This is a genomic window from Companilactobacillus mishanensis (assembly GCF_003946505.1).
Taxonomy (GTDB): Bacteria; Bacillota; Bacilli; order Lactobacillales; family Lactobacillaceae; genus Companilactobacillus; species Companilactobacillus mishanensis.
In genome coordinates this window covers 133,158-152,423 of the sequence record NZ_RHON01000004.1, presented here as the reverse complement: position 1 = coordinate 152,423, position 19,266 = coordinate 133,158, and the positions used below count along the sequence as shown (strand labels likewise).

19 protein-coding genes and 1 tRNA gene are annotated in these 19,266 nt (G+C 37.7%); 8 read left to right on the top strand and 12 right to left on the bottom strand.

Translation table 11 applies throughout. The features are described from left to right. The first annotated feature begins 14 nt into the window (after positions 1-14). The 3 genes from aroA to EKM63_RS06130 are packed head-to-tail and all read left to right on the top strand — an operon-like array spanning position 15 to position 2,916. The gene (aroA, locus tag EKM63_RS06140; RefSeq protein WP_125704779.1) at positions 15-1,298 is read left to right on the top strand and encodes a 3-phosphoshikimate 1-carboxyvinyltransferase; all 1,284 of its coding nucleotides are present in this window, start codon (positions 15-17) and stop codon (positions 1,296-1,298) included. Between the two features lie 3 nt (positions 1,299-1,301). Continuing rightward, positions 1,302-2,144, top strand: a complete 843-nt coding sequence (locus tag EKM63_RS06135; RefSeq protein ID WP_125704777.1) for a prephenate dehydrogenase — start codon at positions 1,302-1,304, stop codon at positions 2,142-2,144. Beyond that, positions 2,137-2,916 carry a shikimate kinase gene (locus EKM63_RS06130; protein WP_125704775.1) on the top strand — a complete coding sequence of 260 codons (780 nt, stop codon included), beginning with the start codon at positions 2,137-2,139 and terminating at the stop codon, positions 2,914-2,916. Before EKM63_RS06135 ends, EKM63_RS06130 begins: the two co-directional genes overlap by 8 nt. A gap of 73 nt (positions 2,917-2,989) precedes the next feature. Here the strand turns inward: EKM63_RS06130 and phoU are convergent, their stop codons facing one another. From phoU to EKM63_RS06105, 5 genes are all read right to left on the bottom strand, one after another. Further along, positions 2,990-3,709 (bottom strand): phosphate signaling complex protein PhoU, encoded by a 720-nt coding sequence (gene phoU, locus EKM63_RS06125; protein ID WP_125704773.1) that lies wholly within the window; start codon positions 3,707-3,709, stop codon positions 2,990-2,992. Between the two features lie 59 nt (positions 3,710-3,768). Then, a complete protein-coding gene (gene pstB / locus EKM63_RS06120; protein ID WP_125704771.1) occupies positions 3,769-4,563 on the bottom strand; it encodes a phosphate ABC transporter ATP-binding protein PstB in 795 nt (264 codons plus the stop codon). 7 nt (positions 4,564-4,570) lie between these two features. After that, the gene (gene pstA / locus EKM63_RS06115) at positions 4,571-5,458 is read right to left on the bottom strand and encodes a phosphate ABC transporter permease PstA (protein ID WP_125704769.1); all 888 of its coding nucleotides are present in this window, start codon (positions 5,456-5,458) and stop codon (positions 4,571-4,573) included. Beyond that, positions 5,455-6,378: a phosphate ABC transporter permease subunit PstC gene (gene pstC, locus EKM63_RS06110; RefSeq protein WP_125704767.1), complete on the bottom strand. Its 924-nt coding sequence runs from the start codon at positions 6,376-6,378 to the stop codon at positions 5,455-5,457. The genes pstA and pstC overlap by 4 nt, the downstream gene beginning before the upstream one ends. Before the next feature lie 106 nt (positions 6,379-6,484). Beyond that, positions 6,485-7,381 carry a phosphate ABC transporter substrate-binding protein PstS family protein gene (locus tag EKM63_RS06105; protein WP_125704765.1) on the bottom strand — a complete coding sequence of 299 codons (897 nt, stop codon included), beginning with the start codon at positions 7,379-7,381 and terminating at the stop codon, positions 6,485-6,487. Between the two features lie 292 nt (positions 7,382-7,673). Here EKM63_RS06105 and EKM63_RS11565 point away from each other — a divergent pair, with 292 nt between their 5' ends. Then, positions 7,674-8,420, top strand: coding sequence for a winged helix-turn-helix transcriptional regulator (locus EKM63_RS11565; protein WP_125704763.1), 747 nt, complete (start codon positions 7,674-7,676; stop codon positions 8,418-8,420). A gap of 27 nt (positions 8,421-8,447) precedes the next feature. On the opposite strand, the gene EKM63_RS06095 is transcribed toward EKM63_RS11565, so the two are convergent. Both EKM63_RS06095 and EKM63_RS06090 read right to left on the bottom strand, forming a co-directional pair. Next, positions 8,448-8,714, bottom strand: coding sequence for a type II toxin-antitoxin system HicB family antitoxin (locus EKM63_RS06095; protein ID WP_125704761.1), 267 nt, complete (start codon positions 8,712-8,714; stop codon positions 8,448-8,450). A gap of 289 nt (positions 8,715-9,003) precedes the next feature. Then, positions 9,004-11,400, bottom strand: a complete 2,397-nt coding sequence (locus EKM63_RS06090; protein WP_125704759.1) for an NEAT domain-containing protein — start codon at positions 11,398-11,400, stop codon at positions 9,004-9,006. Between the two features lie 191 nt (positions 11,401-11,591). Between EKM63_RS06090 and EKM63_RS06085 the strand changes: the two genes are divergently transcribed. Then, on the top strand, positions 11,592-12,497 hold the full coding sequence (locus EKM63_RS06085) for a proline-specific peptidase family protein (protein WP_125704757.1): 906 nt from the start codon (positions 11,592-11,594) through the stop codon (positions 12,495-12,497). A 46-nt stretch (positions 12,498-12,543) separates the two neighbouring features. On the opposite strand, the gene EKM63_RS06080 is transcribed toward EKM63_RS06085, so the two are convergent. The 4 genes from EKM63_RS06080 to EKM63_RS06065 form a co-directional block, all read right to left on the bottom strand. After that, positions 12,544-13,401: a DNA/RNA non-specific endonuclease gene (locus tag EKM63_RS06080; protein ID WP_225418265.1), complete on the bottom strand. Its 858-nt coding sequence runs from the start codon at positions 13,399-13,401 to the stop codon at positions 12,544-12,546. Then, positions 13,398-14,003 carry a sunset domain-containing protein gene (locus EKM63_RS11390; RefSeq protein ID WP_191988655.1) on the bottom strand — a complete coding sequence of 202 codons (606 nt, stop codon included), beginning with the start codon at positions 14,001-14,003 and terminating at the stop codon, positions 13,398-13,400. The genes EKM63_RS06080 and EKM63_RS11390 overlap by 4 nt, the downstream gene beginning before the upstream one ends. Positions 14,004-14,137: 134 nt before the next feature. Next, positions 14,138-14,581 (bottom strand): flavodoxin domain-containing protein, encoded by a 444-nt coding sequence (locus EKM63_RS06070; RefSeq protein WP_125704755.1) that lies wholly within the window; start codon positions 14,579-14,581, stop codon positions 14,138-14,140. A gap of 8 nt (positions 14,582-14,589) precedes the next feature. Then, positions 14,590-15,210 carry an NAD(P)-dependent oxidoreductase gene (locus EKM63_RS06065; RefSeq protein ID WP_125704753.1) on the bottom strand — a complete coding sequence of 207 codons (621 nt, stop codon included), beginning with the start codon at positions 15,208-15,210 and terminating at the stop codon, positions 14,590-14,592. Positions 15,211-15,373: 163 nt separating this feature from the next. Between EKM63_RS06065 and EKM63_RS06060 the strand changes: the two genes are divergently transcribed. After that, positions 15,374-16,033 (top strand): histidine phosphatase family protein, encoded by a 660-nt coding sequence (locus tag EKM63_RS06060; RefSeq protein ID WP_125704751.1) that lies wholly within the window; start codon positions 15,374-15,376, stop codon positions 16,031-16,033. Between the two features lie 122 nt (positions 16,034-16,155). On the opposite strand, the gene EKM63_RS06055 is transcribed toward EKM63_RS06060, so the two are convergent. Then, positions 16,156-16,228, bottom strand: a tRNA-Asn gene (locus EKM63_RS06055). 186 nt (positions 16,229-16,414) lie between these two features. On the opposite strand from EKM63_RS06055, the gene EKM63_RS06050 reads away from it, so the two are divergent. Then, positions 16,415-18,109, top strand: coding sequence for a phosphoenolpyruvate carboxykinase (ATP) (locus tag EKM63_RS06050; RefSeq protein WP_125704749.1), 1,695 nt, complete (start codon positions 16,415-16,417; stop codon positions 18,107-18,109). A 169-nt stretch (positions 18,110-18,278) separates the two neighbouring features. Continuing rightward, positions 18,279-19,070: an alpha/beta hydrolase gene (locus EKM63_RS06045; protein ID WP_164504916.1), complete on the top strand. Its 792-nt coding sequence runs from the start codon at positions 18,279-18,281 to the stop codon at positions 19,068-19,070. Positions 19,071-19,266: the final 196 nt, after the last annotated feature.

Here is a 19,266-nt window from a genome sequence, read left to right as displayed (position 1 = left end):
AAGGAGTTTTACCCATGAAATCATTGCCCACAGCAAAACAAGGTCTTAACGGATCACTTATCGTACCTGGCGACAAAAGCATATCTCATCGAGCATTGATGTTTGGAGCCATGGCAAATGGCACGACAACAATTTTAAATCGATTAGATTCAGCTGACGTTACGAGTACGATGAACGTTTTAAGATCACTCGGTGCCGACATAGACATCAAATCTGATACAGTCACTGAAGTTGTGGGGCACGGAATACGCGGACTGAAAAAACCTAACATTCCACTAGACATGGGTAATTCTGGAACGTCTACGAGATTACTGACTGGATTGATGGCAGGAGCAGATATCGAAGCTGAAGTTCATGGCGACAACAGCCTTTCGAAACGTCCGATGGACCGAATCATTGATCCATTGACCGAAATTGGGGCAAATATCGACAGTCAAAATGGACACTTACCACTTCAAATACATCAATCAAAAATCGCAAGTAAATTTGCACAGACTTTAAAAGTCGGTTCAGCCCAAGTTAAAAGTTCAATTCTATTAGCTGGATTAGCAGCCGGCTCAGACGTCAGCCTGACCGATAGTTTCCACACAAGAAATCACACTGAAGCTATGTTGCCAAAATTCGGAGTCAAAGTAGATATTGAGGGAGATACGATTCACATCCCTGCTGACCAAACTTTACAGCCAACCGAAATTGAAGTCCCTGGCGACATTTCATCCGCAGCTTTCTGGATCGTGGCTGGATTGATTACCCCAAATAGTAAGTTGAAGATAAAAAATGTCGGCGTCAATGAAACCAGAACCGGTATCATAACTGTTTTGAAAGAAATGGGAGCCAATATTTCAATCGATATGAAGGATGATTTCGGTGAACCTATCGCTGATATCACCGTCACCACTAGCCAATTACACGGCATCGAAGTTGGAGGAAGTATCATTCCTTCATTAATAGATGAATTACCGATAATCGTTTTGGCAGCCACGCAAGCAACTGGAACCACCGTTATCAAGGATGCGGCAGAATTGCATGTTAAGGAAACTGACCGTATCGAAACAGTTCAAGAAGAACTAACCAAATTAGGTGCCGATGTCACTCCAACATCCGACGGATTCATCATTAATGGTGGAACTCCACTACAGTCAGATAACATTCACGTCTTCGGACACGGCGATCATCGAATCGCAATGATGCTGAGCATTGCCGCACTTATCACGGACGGTTCAGTTATTTTGGACGATGACGACAGTGTCAAAATCTCATATCCAACATTTTTCGAAAACTTAGAAGGACTTGTATAAATTATGAAAAAAGCAATAGTTGATGGTCTTGGAGCTATGGGTAGCTCGATTGCCGAAAATTTAAAATCAAATCGTTTTTTTGTTACCGGCATTGACCCTGATCCGGATACTATTGAAACGGCATTAATCGAAAATGTTATCAACGTCGAAGGACACTTCGATGAAGCCACGGTTGCTGACGCTGACGTAATAGTATTGAGTGCACATGTTCCATACATTATCGAAGCTATGGAACTTCTCAAAAAATTACCGGTCAAAGAAAATGCAGTGATAGTTGATATCGGTTCTACTAAGACAGAAATCATGAAACATGCTGAAGGATTGGACAACTTTATCGGTGGACATCCGATGATTGGAACTGATCAAGAAGGAATCGACAACCGTAATAAAGATATGTTTATCGGAGCTCCGTTCTTCTTAGTTGGAAAACAAATAGTAGCTACCAGAGCAAGCTCCATGCTAAAATCATTAGGATCAATTTTCCAATTAATGTCAGCCGAAGAGCATGATCGATTGATTTCTGGAATCAGTGACCTACCTCACATCGTTGCTTTCGCAATGACCGATTCAGTTGACCAAATACTTCCAAATAATCAATTAACTTGGCAACAACGAGTAGCTGGTGGATTCAAAGATACTACTAGAATTGCCAACTCAAGTCCCGATTTGTGGACCGGGATCCTAATGACAAATCAAGAACAAGTCCTGACCGCCATGGATACGATGATAGATACACTTAAAGATTATCGAGCAGCTATCGCAGACGGTGACACTAAAGTTTTAAATAACAAACTTACAAACGCACAAGAAATTAGAGAACAGGTCGGTGAATCTAAAAATGACTAACACAATAATATTGATAGGCTTTATGGGTGCCGGCAAAACAACTGTCGGACAACAATTGGCTAAAGAAACTAAACAACAATTTTTAGATTTAGATGATGAATTCGTCAAGGAAACTGGAACATCAATCAAGAGCTTCATGGCAGACAACGGTGAAAAAGCTTTCCGCACGATGGAAACCAAAGTACTCGAAGACCGCCTGCAAAATTCAGGTGTTATCAGTACTGGTGGTGGTATCGTCGAATCTGATATCAACCGTGAGATCATTGCCAAAAGTGATGCAACTGTTATCTTCCTACAAGCCGACTTGGCAACGGTCATCAGCCGCTTGGCTACCGATACTGAACGTCCTCTACTTCGCCAATTATCTATGAAACAATTGATGGATCGTTGGGCATTACGCGAACCGTTATACTCAAGTTTGGCTGACTCAACTATTCAAACAAACGGCAAACGACCAGAGAAAATCGTTCAAGAAGTTATCAAACTATTTTCTCCAGACAACGCACTAGTTTCATTAAGAAGTGAGATCGACAGTTTAGATCACCAAATCGTTAATCTAATTTCAGAACGTTTAACTGTCGTAAAAGAAATTGCTGACGTAAAAAAAGATACCGGCCTATCCGTTGTACAACACGGACGTATGGATCAAATGCGCAGTGAACTGAAGAAAGAATTCCGTGATGACGAAAATGTTTCTGACATATTGATTGATGAAATAGTAGATTTACTGACATCAACATCAATTAATCATGAGAATAAGATGTTTGGATAGCAAAATAGCGATATCCCTCTTTTGAGGTGATATCGCTATTTTTCGGTTTTTGACAAAATCACTATTTATTTTTTTAAGTGTTTCTTTCTGACTTATCCTTTTCAATAAGTTCTTCGACTAATCCTGGATTTCGTTTTCCACGATTGAGTTCGACCATCTCGCCAGTACCAATGTATACAGTCCATTCGGCCAAGTTAACGATATGGTCTCCGATTCTTTCTAACATTCGATCGACCATCAAATAACTTGAGCCAGTATTGGCTTGCATAAATCCATTTTGAACTGAATCCGTGATCATATTTCTGGTAATTACATAATGCTTATCGATGATTAAATCTTCGTCCGCCACTTGTCTGGCTGCTTTTTCATCATTTCTGATATACGAATCTAATGCCATTTCGAGCATTCGCCTAATCTGAACAGTCATATCGGCAATGTTTTTTTCGATAATTGGAAGTCTTAAATCGGTTTCTCCTCGAATTGTCTCTTGGGCGATAGTTACGGCATGATCGCCAATACGTTCTAAGTCTGAACTAGCTTTTAGAATAACCATGATAATTCGTAGATCTGTAGCAACAGGTTGCTGTAATGCGATGAAATCAAAGGCCTCTTTTTCAAGGTGAACTTCTTCTCCGTTTGTACTTTGATCATTTTCGACTACCTCTTTAGCTAGTGTTTTGTCGTGTGTTGTGAAAGCTTTGGTTGCTTGATAAATCTGTTCGCTAGTATTAACACCCATCTCTAAGAATTGCTCATGTAACTTTCCTAATTCACTAGAAAACAATTTCCGCATATTGTTTATCGTCCTCCGATTCCAAATCAATCTTTAAAGCATTACATATTACTCCCCGACTATCCAAAGTCTCCTGAAATATAATCTGATGTTGCTTGCATAGATGGATTTTCAAAAATATTTTTTGTCGCATCATATTCGATCACATGCCCTAAATGGAAGAAGGCAGTGTAATCACTGATACGAGTAGCTTGTCCCATGTTATGGGTAACAATGATAATCGTGTAATTCTCTTTTAATCGGACTACAGTTTCTTCAATTTTTAATGTCGAAATTGGGTCCAGAGCACTACATGGCTCATCCAGTAAAAGTATATTGGGACGCATTGCAATGGCTCTAGCAATACAGAGTCGTTGTTGTTGTCCACCAGATAATGCAAGTGCACTTTTATCTAGTTCATCTTTTACTTCATCCCAAAGGGCAGCTTCTTTTAAACTACTTTCAATACGTTCTTCAAGTTTATCTTTACTTTTGATACCATTCTCTTTCAGCGCAAAAGTCATGTTCTCACGAATTGATTTAGCAAATGGATTTGGTCTTTGAAATACCATCCCGATTTGTTTTCTGACTTCGTAAACATTAACGTTCTTTGAGTTGATGTTTGTTCCTTGATAATCAATTTCACCTTTAACAGTGGCAATACGATCATTCATTCGATTCAAACAGCGCAAGAAGGTTGATTTACCGGAGCCAGAGGCACCAATCAATGAAGTAACTTTGTTTCTGAGAAACTTCAAATTTGCATTGAATATTGCATGGTTGTCTCCATAAAATACTTGAACGTCTTTAGCAGTGATTTCCTTTTCGCCAGGAACATCTGCTATATAAGATTCGTCAAAATTATATGTTTTCATAAAAACCTCACTTCGTTGCTGTCATCTTCTTATAGAGGTGATTACCGAGATAACGTGCCCCTAAGTTGAAGATCAGAATTACTATTATTAGTACTGCTGAAGATGCGCTTGAGATCAAGTGTGCATCAGGAGTAACACTTTCCGTGTTAACTTTCCAAATATGTACAGCTAATGTTTCGGCTGGACGCATTGGATTTAAAAAGCTAGTTGGATCAAGGAAATTCCAGTTACCATAATTTACGGCAGGAGCACTTTGACCAGCAGTATAAATCAAAGCAGCAGCTTCACCGAATACACGTCCGGCACTTAAAATAACACCTGTCAAAATTCCTGGTAACGCTACTGGTAATAAAATCTTAGTAATAGTTTTCCAATCGGAAAGTCCTAAAGATTTACCAGCTTCTTTTTGTAAACTTGAAACACTGTTCAATGATTCTTCAATACTTCTAGTCAATAGAGGCAAATTGAAGAATGTTAAAGCAATCGCACCTGATAAAATTGAGAAACTCAGTTGTAACTGAATAACCAAGAACAAGTAACCAAATAAACCTACAACAACTGATGGAAGTGAGCTTAAAACTTCAATCGTTGTTCTGATCAAATTTGTTACCCAATTATCAGGAGCATATTCAGCCAAATAAATTCCGGCACCCAAAGCAATTGGAAATGACAAAATCAGTGTCAAAACTAACAAATATAGCGAGTTGAATAACTGATCTCTGATACCACCACCAGAACTAAAAGCTTGAGCAGAAGTTGTTAAAAACTTCCAAGAAATATTTGGTACACCATTAAATAAAATATAGCCGATCAAAAACAATAGAATCGCAACAACAATACCTACTAATGCGAAGATAACGCCCGTTGCAATATTATTTACACGTTTAGGATTCATTTTTTAATACTGCCTTTCCTCGCAATAAATCTAACTACCAAGTTGAAGAACAATGACATCAACAATAGGATCAATGCTAATGACCACAATGCATTGTTAGGAAGAGTTCCCATAACAGTGTTTCCAACTTCAGTAGTTAATTTACTGGTCAAAGTAGATGCCGGTGAAACTAGACCATGTGGCATCAAGACAGCATTACCAATAACCATTTGTACAGCTAGTGCCTCACCAAACGCACGGGCCATACCGAAAATAACGGCTGTTAATAATCCAGGTGCTGCTGTTCTTAAAATAACTTTGTAAATCGTTTGCCAGCGATTTGCACCAAGTGCAAGTGAAGCTTGACGATAACTCATTGGTACAGCCTTTAAGCTATCAACTGACAGTGATGTAATTGTTGGTAATACCATGACGAACAGTACGATCGTACCTGCTAAGATACCGAATCCAGTACCACCAAAAACTTTTCTAATAATTGGTACAACTACAGATAGTCCAATGAATCCATAGACAACTGAAGGAATACCAACTAGTAATTCAATTACGGGTTGTAAGAATTTTGTACCCTTGCTTCCGGCAATTTCTGACATAAATATTGCCATACCTAAAGCAAATGGAGTTGCAACTAATGCTGCAAGAACGGTAACGCTGAATGAAGTGACGATCATTGGCAAAGCGCCAACTTCTGGTTTACCGTGACTATCGACCCCTCCTGGATTCCAGTTTTGTCCAGTTAGAAATCCCCACACACTAACATGGTTTTGAGTGAAAGTTGCTATACCACGCGTCGTAATAAAATACAAAATACAAACTACCAAAGCGATAATCAGCCCTATACAGAAATAACAGATTGATCTACCGAGATAATCTTCACGCGTTGCTTTTGATTTAGATAGCAACTTGTTTTGAGTCTCTTTCATTTAAATTAAATCCTCCAAAAATATACAAGAAAAAAAACTTCAATCAAACGAGTTTGACAAAATCTCCCTCTAATTTGGTCAAAGTTTTTTTTGAAAAACAAGAATCCTATTTGTCTGTAACAGCGCCTTTAGAATCCTTTTCTACTTTCATATTGTGAATACTAATGTAGCCCATTTTCTTAACTAAATCTTTTTGTACTGATTCTGAATCCATGTACTTGATAAAGTCAGCGGTAGCGTTTTTAGCCTTACCATTTGTGTACATGTGTTCATATGACCAAATCTTCCATTTGTTTGTTTCAACGTTGGCATCTGTTGGTTTTACCTTATCGATAGATAGAGGTTTTACTTGGTCGTTCAAGTATGAGAATGCTAAGTAACTGATAGCACCTGGTGTACTTGAAACGATCTTTTGAACAGTACCATTTGAATCTTGTTCTTGTGACTTAACAGCTGTAGCGCCTTTTAGAACAGCGTCTTCGAATGTTGCACGAGTACCACTACCTTGAGCACGGTTAACAACAGTGATCTTTTCGTCTTTACCGCCTAATTCTTTCCAGTTAGTGATCTTTCCTGTGAAGATATCTTTCAATTGTGACATTGAAACGTTATCAACACCGGCATCTTTGTTAACAACTGGTGCCATACCAACAACGGCAACCTTGTGGTCAACAAGTTTCTTAGCATCAACACCATCTTTTGATTCTGCGAAGATATCTGAGTTACCAATTGCAACGGCGCCATCTTGGACTTGGCTTAGTCCTTGACCAGAACCACCACCTTGAACAGTAATGTCGATCTTCTTATTATCCTTTTGGAAATTGCCTGCAGCTTTTTCAACTAATGGTTGAAGGGCTGTTGATCCAACAGCAGTAATCTTGCCTGAATGGTCGCTGGCATCTGAACTACCATTAGATGAAGCGTTGTTAGAACCACATCCTGCTAATACAGTACCTACAGCACCTAACATGACAAGTGTTGAGATTAGGTTTCTCTTTTTCATAAATAGGACTCCTTAAATAATATAATTAGGCTTCTAGCCATCTTTTAAGTCTGCCTTTAATTTACACGGTCAATGTAAAGAATGAGTATAGGTAATGTAAATTGAATGTAAATTTTGTGTTACAGGAAATGCTCAAAAAGCTCAAATTATTCGATTTTTTATATAATTTTATACGAAAATAGATTAGAAAATGGAGGGTTCAAAACAGACTTTGACCTTTAGCACTTGTTATACTCTAGGTACTTACCGAATAAAAAACAGAATGTCATTGATCTGGAGGTCAGATGAATAAATGCAACCTTTAGTTTTGCTGAGTAGTAACTTGTCATTATTCATTGAGATTAACCGTCATTGTAATGAACAGGGCTGGTATATCAGTAATATGACTGACCCTCGTCAAACGATCGAGCTTGTAAACAATGGTGAAGTTTCTGGATTAATATGGGATTTATCTGCTGCTCCCTTAAAGAAACACAAAAAAGAACTACAAATCTTACGTGAAAATATTGAAGGACCAATTATCGTGATCTCTCCAAAAGAAAATCACGATGAACGTCTTACTTGTTACGGGTTAAACATCGATACCTATTTGATTGAACCAGTTGATTACGTCGAATTGATAGCCAGATTAAAACAACTATTTTGGGTGTATAACAAGACACAGAAGAACAACCTAATAGATTTCGAAGATTCAAAAAAGATCAAAGACCGAGCCTGTGTGAAGTGTGAAAATCTACAAATAGATTTCAAACAATACATAGTTACCAACAACGGCGTTGATCTTGGTCTAACTCCTAAGGAATTCAGCTTACTTTGGTATCTAATGAAGCATCGTGGGCAAGTATTAAGCAGAGATCAACTGCTTGAAGGTGTTTGGGGGTATGATTCGATAGGTTCATCGAGAATAATAGACATTCATATCAGTCACCTTCGTGACAAACTAGAAAAAGATCCACAGAATCCACAGTGGATAAAAACAATACGAGGATTCGGGTACATCTTGGATCTCTCATATCCATTAGTCGCCGAAGGCAATTAAATAGGACTCGAAATTAAATTTCGAGTCCTATTCTTTATTCCATTCAGCTGTAACTAACGAGACCATACATTTTGGATAATGGGCTTGAACCTCAGTCATCGTCGAAGACTCCGGCAAAGCTTCTTCTCCATCCAATAATAATTTCAACAAGGTCCGGGCATTTAATAATGCTTCACGAAGATTGGTGCCGTACGTGATTGCAGACGATAAATCAGGAAATGAAACATTGTACATGATTTGATCATCAAGAACACTTTGTGCTACTACCGCTGGATAAGTTATTTTATTAATCATAATGTCTCTCCAATAAGTATATTATCAATAATAATTATTATTAGTTATACGCCCATTAGATAGACATTTGTTTCCTACATTGTGAAAGAAATTTGTTTAATTTTGAAAAAAAGAGAGTGTGACGGAAGACGTTTTGCCACCGAGCATAGCCTAGACACACGGATGATTGGTACTTTCAATCGTTCGTGTTTCGTAGCTAAGCGGAGGTTGCAGTCTTTTGTCGCACGTTTAGTCTGTAAACATTTGGAGATACAAAAAAGCTGCGACCTATGTCACAGCTTTCTGGTAATTAATCTTTAATATATGATTTTTTGAAAACTAGCATTCCTAATCCGGCAACCAAAACCCCGATAGAAGTTAAAATAGCTGAACTAGTTGTATTACCAGTCTGTGGCAACATACTGTTTGCAGCAGAACCTGTTGCTCCAGCTGCGCCAGTACCTGAACCACTAGTTGATCCTGATGGCCAACCAGAAGTTGAACCATAAACTCCAGATCCATTAGTGCCAGTTGCACCAGTTGATGTACCTGCAGTTCCGACAGCGCTTGATCCAGCAACGCCAGAAGCAGTCGCATTGAACTTGAAGTTCACGCTTTCAGTAGACTTGAATCCAAGGTTTGAAACATCAATACTCATTGTACATGGGATCAAGTTATCTAAATCAGACATGCTCTTAATATTAAAACTGTAATCCATGTAATTGTTGCCGTCATTACTATAATACTTTGTATCATCTGGATTGATTGATCCACCATTAATGGAATCAATTGTTACAGGTTGAGTACCAAAGCTAGTTGGGTAAACCAAAGTCATAGCGACCTTGTATGTACCATCATCATTCTTAGATACTTTAGACTTACCAGTAAAGAATTGAGTTGAAACAGATTCTCCTTGAGAAGGGTCTTCCTTCAAAACTTGATAAGGAATTTCTTGATCAGTTACAGTCGATGTTGAAGGTGTAGTAACTGGTGTTCCAATAATTACATTAGAACCAGAGTTGTTGCTATCTGTTCCAGGTAAAACAGTACTTCCGTTATCTGTGTTTGTATCAGGAATGATAGGATCCTTGTCTCCCGTATCTGTGTCAGTACTTGGTTTTGAAGTATCTGTACTTGTGTCAGGTTTCAAAGTGCTTGTATCGAATACAAAATCAGCAGATACTGACATTGGTAATGAAACTGGTCCTAATTTAATTTTCATGTCACTTGTCATTTTATTGCTTAAATCTGACAAGCTATCAATGTCAAAACTAACATCCATATAATTCTTACCATTATCATTATATGAACTACCATCAGTAACAGGTTTTCCATTCATGTTAAGAATATCTACACCTATAGAAATACCACCTAATGATGGAATATTAACTTTTAAAGTAACTTTGTAAGTACCATCACCATTTGGTGTAACAGTAGCTGAACTAGTTGTATTACCAGTCTGTGGCAACATACTGTTTGCAGCAGAACCTGTTGCTCCAGCTGCGCCAGTACCTGAACCACTAGTTGATCCTGATGGCCAACCAGAAGTTGAACCATAAACTCCAGATCCATTAGTGCCAGTTGCACCAGTTGATGTACCTGCAGTTCCGACAGCGCTTGATCCAGCAACGCCAGAAGCAGTCGCATTGAACTTGAAGTTCACGCTTTCAGTAGACTTGAATCCAAGGTTTGAAACATCAATACTCATTGTACATGGGATCAAGTTATCTAAATCAGACATGCTCTTAATATTAAAACTGTAATCCATGTAATTGTTGCCGTCATTACTATAATACTTTGTATCATCTGGATTGATTGATCCACCATTAATGGAATCAATTGTTACAGGTTGAGTACCAAAGCTAGTTGGGTAAACCAAAGTCATAGCGACCTTGTATGTACCATCATCATTCTTAGATACTTTAGACTTACCAGTAAAGAATTGAGTTGAAACAGATTCTCCTTGAGAAGGGTCTTCCTTCAAAACTTGATAAGGAATTTCTTGATCAGTTACAGTCGATGTTGAAGGTGTAGTAACTGGTGTTCCAATAATTACATTAGAACCAGAGTTGTTGCTATCTGTTCCAGGTAAAACAGTACTTCCGTTATCTGTGTTTGTATCAGGAATGATAGGATCCTTGTCTCCCGTATCTGTGTCAGTACTTGGTTTTGAAGTATCTGTACTTGTGTCAGGTTTCAAAGTGCTTGTATCGAATACAAAATCAGCAGATACTGACATTGGTAATGAAACTGGTCCTAATTTAATTTTCATGTCACTTGTCATTTTATTGCTTAAATCTGACAAGCTATCAATGTCAAAACTAACATCCATATAATTCTTACCATTATCATTATATGAACTACCATCAGTAACAGGTTTTCCATTCATGTTAAGAATATCTACACCTATAGAAATACCACCTAATGATGGAATATTAACTTTTAAAGTAACTTTGTAAGTACCATCACCATTTGGTGTAACAGTAGCTGTTTTTGTAAAGTATTGGCTAGACATTGATGAATTATTTGTACCTGTCTTCAAAACTTTATAACTAATTGTTTGTGCTTGATCATCGGTAGTAGCGGCTTTTGCAGTTTGAGTTGTAGTAACTGGACTAGCAAAACCATTATTTGTGACTGTGGCAGGAACGATTGCTCCCCCAAGCAACATACCAACGGCCAATAGCTTAACAATGCTTTTCTTCATTGTATTGCCCCCTCGTAATGTATCTGTTTTTATAGATAAATCAATTTTATCATATATTCATATAATATACTTATCGAATATTTGATTGCGATAAATTAATTATCAAATAATATAATTATAGTTAATTATTTTGACTCGGGCAAACATAGTAATATACTGTACATATTTATAAATTCAGGAGGCTACTGCAAATGAAGCAAGGTACAACAATCATTACACTAGATAATGGCTACCATTTATGGACTAATACACAAGGCGAAGGAGACATTCAACTTCTATGTCTTCACGGTGGACCTGGTGGTAATCACGAATACTGGGAAAACTTTGGTGAAAAATTGGCAGACCTTGGTGTTCAAGTTTCTATGTATGATCAACTTGGATCATGGTATTCTGACCAACCAGATTACAGCGACCCTGAAATTGCTGACAAATATTTAACATATGACTACTTCTTAGACGAAGTTGAAGAAGTTAGACAAAAATTAGGTTTAGACAATTTCTATTTGATTGGACAATCATGGGGTGGCGCTCTAGTTCAAATGTACGCCGCAAAATATGGTCAACATCTTAAAGGTGCTATCATCTCAAGTATGGTCGACGAAATCGACGACTATGTAAAGAGTATCAACCAATGTCGTCTTGACGCTCTTGGCCCTGACAAAGTTAAATATATGGAGAAAAAAGAAGACGAAAATGACCTTGATGACGCAACATATCAAAGTTACGTTGATGTCTTGAACAAGGAATACATCGACCGCAAACAACCAACAGCCATTTCTCACTTGATCGATACAATGGCAACTCCAGTTTATAATGCTTTCCAAGGTGACAATGAGTTCGTTATTACCGGAAAACTTAACCAATGGCATTTTAGAGAACATCTAAAAGAAATCACTGTTCCAACTTTGATCACCTTTGGTGAACACGAAACAATGCCAATCTCTACAGCAAAAATCATGCAAAAGGAAATTCCACACGCACGTTTGGAAACAACTCCAAACGGTGGACACCATCATATGATCGATAACGCACCAGTTTACTTTGATCACTTGAAGAAATTTATTACCAATGTTGAATCTGGTAATTTTAACGATTAAAAACAAATAGACATCAATCTTCTATTAATGAAGATGATGTCTATTTTTATTGATTAGAAACTTGACTAGTTCCGTCATTGTAATTAAGAGTTACGCCACTTTGAACGTTAAAGATATATACATTAAAGTGGATTGCATCATTTCCAACTGACTGTGCTTCCATCTGAACTCCACGAGCCAACAACTCATTGCCTCTGAAAATTGGAGTCACTCGGTAACGCACGTATCGGTTTCGGTTACCTTTCAAATAATATGCCACGTCCATTTCATGATGTAACATTTCTGGACTATTCAATGACGCTGTACCTGTCATCAAATTCTTAGGATTATTATTTTGACCAGTAAATTGATATCCAATCAAATGGCTTCGGTTATATAGCCAGCCACCCTTGACCTTCTTGTTGTGCCATCCAGTTGGATTAACAAACAATCTTTCACGCTTGGCAGTTGGCATCAAGGATTGGTTCAACATTGCATTCGCACCTGTAACACGATTCATACTGTCCAAATTACCATATTTTTGCCAAGGACCATTGGCAGTACTCATGTCAGAATCGCTGAATCCAGGCTTATTGTTATCGACAATGACTTCTTGTTTGCCAGAATAATTTAGTTTGGCAAGTTCACTCTTCGATGAAGAATTAGTGCTGCCATCCATTTTACTCTTGTGATCGGTGATCTGTTGCTCTTTCTTAGCTATCTTATCTTCAAGAGCCTTGATATCTTTCTTTAATTGCTTATTGCTGCCACGAAGTTTCTTAGCCTCTTTTTTAAAATTGAAACTTGCGGAGACTTTTGTTTGAGTGGCATCTGCTTGTATCTCATTGGAATTCAATGATCCTGCTGTGAACATCGTAAACAGCATTACAACTATTGATATATTTTTTAACAGTTTATTTCTCAAACTTTAGCCCTCCTATAGCCTGCTGCTTGGGCTTCTTGTTCATTTTGAAAATAAACAGCATTTCTTGAGTTCATATTGTATCCCCGCTGACCAGGAACATGATAAATACGTGACTTAACATTACCAACAATTTGTTGAGAACCAGAAGTATCTAAATCACGATTACCTTGATTAGTATTTGTATTTGGCGCTGGAGCTGGTGCCGGAGTTGGGTCAGGTGCTGGAGCGGGTTCTTCAGATGCAGCAGGTTCGTTGGATTTTGCCTCTGCCGCTTCAGCCTGTTCGATATCGTTCATCTGAGAATCTAACGAATCAGCTTTATCCGAAAGTTCTTTTTTCTTAGCTAGTAATTCTTTATTTTTCTTCTTGGCAGAATCATATTCTCCCTTACCAACATTTTTTATAACAACCGGTTTAGCTGTATCAGGTTCATCCGAAGATACCTGTTTTGTTGGTTCGTCTGGACTATTTCCTGCCCCTGCAAATGCTCCAAGGACGATAAATACGACCAAACTGATCCACATTGGTTTCTTAGCCTCTCGACCAATACGAGTTTTTCGGTTCTTGATGTATTTCACTAGAAAGTAAATGAATACAATCAATGAAACAAACGCCAAAAATTGATCAAATTTTTCTCCCCCCTTAAAAAATTTAATGCATACGACTATGGTATCTGACTTTAACTCGAAAAAAAAGAAGCTTTTACAAGCTCCCATTATTTAATTACTAATAAAAATTATTCCAAACTTTTCAAAACATAATCAGCCATTGTCTCGATACGTTTCAAATCATCTGGTTCTACTTCTCCATTGATTTTAACAGAATCGGCGGCTTGATCACCATTGCTACTATTCAATTGCATTGTAAAGTAATCAACGGCACGACCGTAGTGGATGTGTCCTTTAGAACTCGATCCGAAAACGGCGAATTTTGTACGGTCTAGATCAACATCTTCTAAATCTTCATAAAAATCTTGTGCCTCGTCAGGTAATTCACCTTCGTGATACGTATAACTTCCTACTATAACGGCGTCATAGTCAGGTAAATCGAAGGCATCGCTATCTACTAACTGTTCAAGTGTTACATCTGCACCTTTTCCCTTGAGATACTCCTCTAAATGTTTGGCGATTTTTTCATTATGACCAGTCATACTTGTATATGTAATTAAAATATTACTCATTTGCACCCCTACCATCTGACGCTGATTCGTTCATTTTCATGCTTAGGTTCCTCGATCTCATCGACCATAGCGATTGCGTAATCAGCGTAACTAATTTTACTATTTTTATTTTTATCAAAAGTTAGTTCCTCGCCGGCAACAACGTACTTACCAGTTTTTTCAGCTTTGAAATCAAAATCAGCTGCGGGACTTACATATGTCCAGTTTATATTACTTTTCTTTAATACGTCTAAGGATTTGCCCATCTCTTCACTCAATGGTTTTACAGAATCTGGAAATCCATCAGATTGATAAAGCTTTTGAGTGTGTGAATCATCAAGATAAAGTGAGCCAGCACCGCCAACTACAAGCAGTCTTGTATTTTCACCGGAAAAGATTTCGACTAAATGTTCAATTGATGGCACAAATTTAACTACATCATCACCGAAGAATCCTGTTGCATTTACAACTGCATCGAATGATTTTATGTCTTCCTTTTTCAATCCAAAAATATCACTAACGATATATTTATCAGTTGGAGACTTCTTTGCATCCCTAACGATTGAAGTTACATCGATGTTTCGACTTTGAGCTTCTTTGACAATCATCGAGCCTTCTTTTCCATTAGCACCAATAACAGCAATTTTCATAGTAACTATCTCCTTTTTAATCACCTATTAAACGCACTTAATATATTATCTCATTAATAAATCTATTGTTGTTATTAAGGCTCCATTCTTACCAGAAAAATTTCCCATCTGATATACTATTATTGTTAGTTTAAAAGTAATTTCTTAAATAATGGAGGATAAAATGGCAAAATATCAAGTTTATTTGGTTAGACACGGTAAAACATGGTTCAATCGTTACGATAAAATGCAAGGCTGGTCAGATACGCCACTTGCTCCAGATGGAGTTGAAGTTGCTAAACAAGCAGCCGAAGCACTTAAAGATGTAGACTTCAGCGCTGCATTCTCTTCAGACGCTCGTCGTGCAATCGATACATGTAAAATAATCGTTGATGCAAATAAAGATCATGATAAAATTACTCCAGTAAAATTGCCTGAATTCCGTGAAGAATTCTATGGCTATTTCGAAGGAAACAGTTCACGCCAAACATGGTTCACAGTTGGTGCAATGCACGGCTGCACTTCTTATTCAGAAGTGATCACAAAATACGGAATGGATGCCAGTAAAGATTTCGTCAAAGAAGCTGACCCATTCCATGATGCCGAAAACGCTGAAGAATACTGGACTCGTTTGGATAAAGGCTTCGATAAATTAGATGATATTGCCAAAGACGGCGACAGAATACTTTTGGTATCACACGGAACAACGATTCGCTCGATCACCGACAGATATAATGCTGGTAACTTCGACATTACAGTTAGCCCACGTAACTCAAGTTTGACTATTCTTGAATGTGATGATGGTGAAAAACGTGTTACTACTTATAATAAATTATTGAAATAGAAATCAAAAAGAGAAAACACATTTTGTAGTGTTTTCTCTTTTTTCACATCCTAAACGTGTAAAAAGAGCCGCAATCCTTGAGAAAAGCTCAAGAACTACCGCCCCTTTTCACACTTTATCTACTGCCCAGGTTGGGTTCGAACCAACGACCTCATGATTAACAGTCAAGCGTTCTACCAGCTGAACTACTGAGCAATTAATACTTTTGATTACAATAATCATATTAATATATTTTTCAGCAAAAAAATTCCATTTTTCAACAAAATCCTTTACCAAAATTAGAAACTTGTAATTTTTCTAATGAAAATTTAATATATTGCTGTATGTTTTCACTGTTTTGTTTTAGAATAGAAATATGCGTAACTTGAAAGGAGAATTTTAATGTTGAAACCATTAAAGGCTATTGATTCAGATTCCTTTTATATCAACCCTGATAGCAGAGTATCTGTACTCAATTATAGCGAAGGTTATATTCAAAATATTTTTCAACTTGTAAACAGTAAAGGTCTACTAAATCTAGTAAAACTATATTTAGCAGAACAACAAAGTAATTCTAAAGACGATATTGTTCAAGAAGATCCAGAACAATATGTAAATGTATTGAAGGCTATCTTAACCGATAATACCGCAGTATATGAAAAATATGATAAAGACTTGATCCTTCAAAGTATTGAAGATCTTTATTCATACTACCGTCAATACTTCCGTGTTTCAGTAATCAATAAACATAATAACGCCGTTATTAAAGGCGGATTCATGGATATCGATAATAATTTCAACGAATTGGTTATCGATCTCTACCGTGCAGTTGAAGAAAAGGTTCAAGGTTTCTCAAACCATACCTATCGTCAAATCAATGCTGGTACTAATGCTTGTGCTATCACTCAATCTATCGATTGGCCAACTCCAGCAGGTTACGAAAATCTAAAAAGTATCAGATTCTTGGACACTTTGATGTTACGTCCACCAATGATGATGCATACAAAGAGTAACAAACGTGAAGGATTGTTCGACGCCGTTCCCGACAACCCTATTAAGAAATTCAACGGTAAATCAAACGAATGGTATTGCTTCCCTGCCAAAATTGGTGAAAGTCTATCATATATCTACTTCCACCGAGACTATTTTGTCAGTGGTATTGCTTTAGGTAACTTGTTCGAAGTTGCTAGTGAAGAAGAAGTTAGGGGTAAGAAACCTGACGAAATCTTGCTATTCGGACTACCTGAAACTGAAGGCGACGTATGTCACTACTACCATGATGAAGCTAATGATATCTGGGTCGGTGAAGTTCCATATAACGACAAGACTACATACTTTGGTTATATGAAGAAGATGTGCTTAACTTTGCATAACCTTCACATGATTTACGAAAACAGACTTCCAATCCATGGTTCAATGGTTAAAATCAGTTTCTCAAATGGTAAGACTAAGACAGTTGTCTTCTTTGGAGATTCTGGTGCCGGAAAATCTGAATCAATCGAAGCGCTTCAAGAAATTGCCGATGACAAAATTATCAACATTGAAACTATTTTTGATGATATGGGTAGTTTTGCATTCGACAAAGATGGCAATCTATACGCACAAGGTACAGAAACTGGTGCCTTCGTTCGTTTGGACGACTTGAGTAGTTCAGTTGCCTTCAATAACATGGATCGTGGTATCTACTTGAACCCTGAGTTGAAGAATGCCCGTGTTATCTTGCCTGCCAACACATACAAACGTGTGGTTCAACATCATACAATCGACATGTGGGTCTACGCAAATAACTACGATTCAGAGATAGGTTTGCACCAATTCCCAGATGAAGATGCTGCTAAAGCAACATTTATCGCTGGTAAGAGAAAAGCTCTTGGTACAACTGATGAAGTTGGTATGAGTACAACATTCTTTGCTAACCCATTTGGACCAGTTCAAGAAGAAGAAAGAACACGTCCAATTATCGATAAAGTATTTAATAAACTTTATCAAGATAATATCTATGTTGGTGAAATTTATACTCATCTTGGCTATGATAAATCTAAAGATAGCCTCCAAGAATCAGCTAAAGAATTGCTTGATCAATTGATGAATAACTAAATTTGAAACCTCAAAAGCCTTCGGACACAACGTCTGAAGGCTTTTTCATTTCCGGAAAAATATTATAACAAAAGTAGAACCGGGATATCAGGGGCTTATAATTTACCCACAAAAAGAATCATGATACTTTATAACCGTGATGAAGCTCTCGCAACGCGGAGAGTTAATTATGAAAAAGAAAATAACAGCGTTTTTAATAGCATTCGTTTCATTAGTTTCATTGATTTGCGTAACTCAATTTAGTAACGTTCAAACTTCAAAAGCTGCCACAACTAGTGATCCAATTTTCTTTGTACCAGGTTCTTATTCAGACCAGAACAGCTGGGATTCAATGTATCAACAACTTGACCCTAGCAATGTTCATCCCGTAGTAAAACTTAATGTTGCACCAAATGGTGCCGTTACAAGAACTGACGTTAGAGCCGGCAACCCTGGCGAAAGACCTTTTGTAACTGTAGCATTTGATAATATCCTTTGGAACGACGATGCAGTATATGCCAATGCTGCTGGATTACAATCAGCTATTCAAAGTTATCAAGCTAAGGATCCCTTTACTCATGACGATTTCGTCGCACAATCAAACGGCGGAAATATTGTAACAAGATATATGGAAGCATATCCTTCTACAGCCTGCGGCACATTCATTACCGTAGGAACTCCTTACAACATGAGAGCAAATAATGGTGACCCCGCTGATCCACTTCTCATCAGCCAAGCTGCTGGTGCCGGTCGTCTAAATCCAAGCATGAAAGTTTACAACGTAATCGGACGTAACGGAGACGATACTTCAACTGATACAGTCGTAGCACGTGAAAGTGCCATGGACGGAAGTCATATCTTCCCAGGACACACTGCATCATTGACATATCTATACTTGAGCGGTGAAGATGCCATTCACTGTAACCAAGTTTCTGCACCTCAAATGGCACAGATCATTTCGAAATATATCGATTTGAACTGAACTGAGGTTGACAGTACTGATTCCCAAGATTGGAATCAGTCGTTACTTCCAATAAGTACCACTTCCTATTTACCATATGGCAGCATCATATAACAATTAAATTTTAAAAACACTGAAAAGCCTTTGGATTCGCGGTCCGAAGGCTTTTCATATATAAATAAAAGCCCTGACCAAATGGTCGGGGCTTATTTGTATT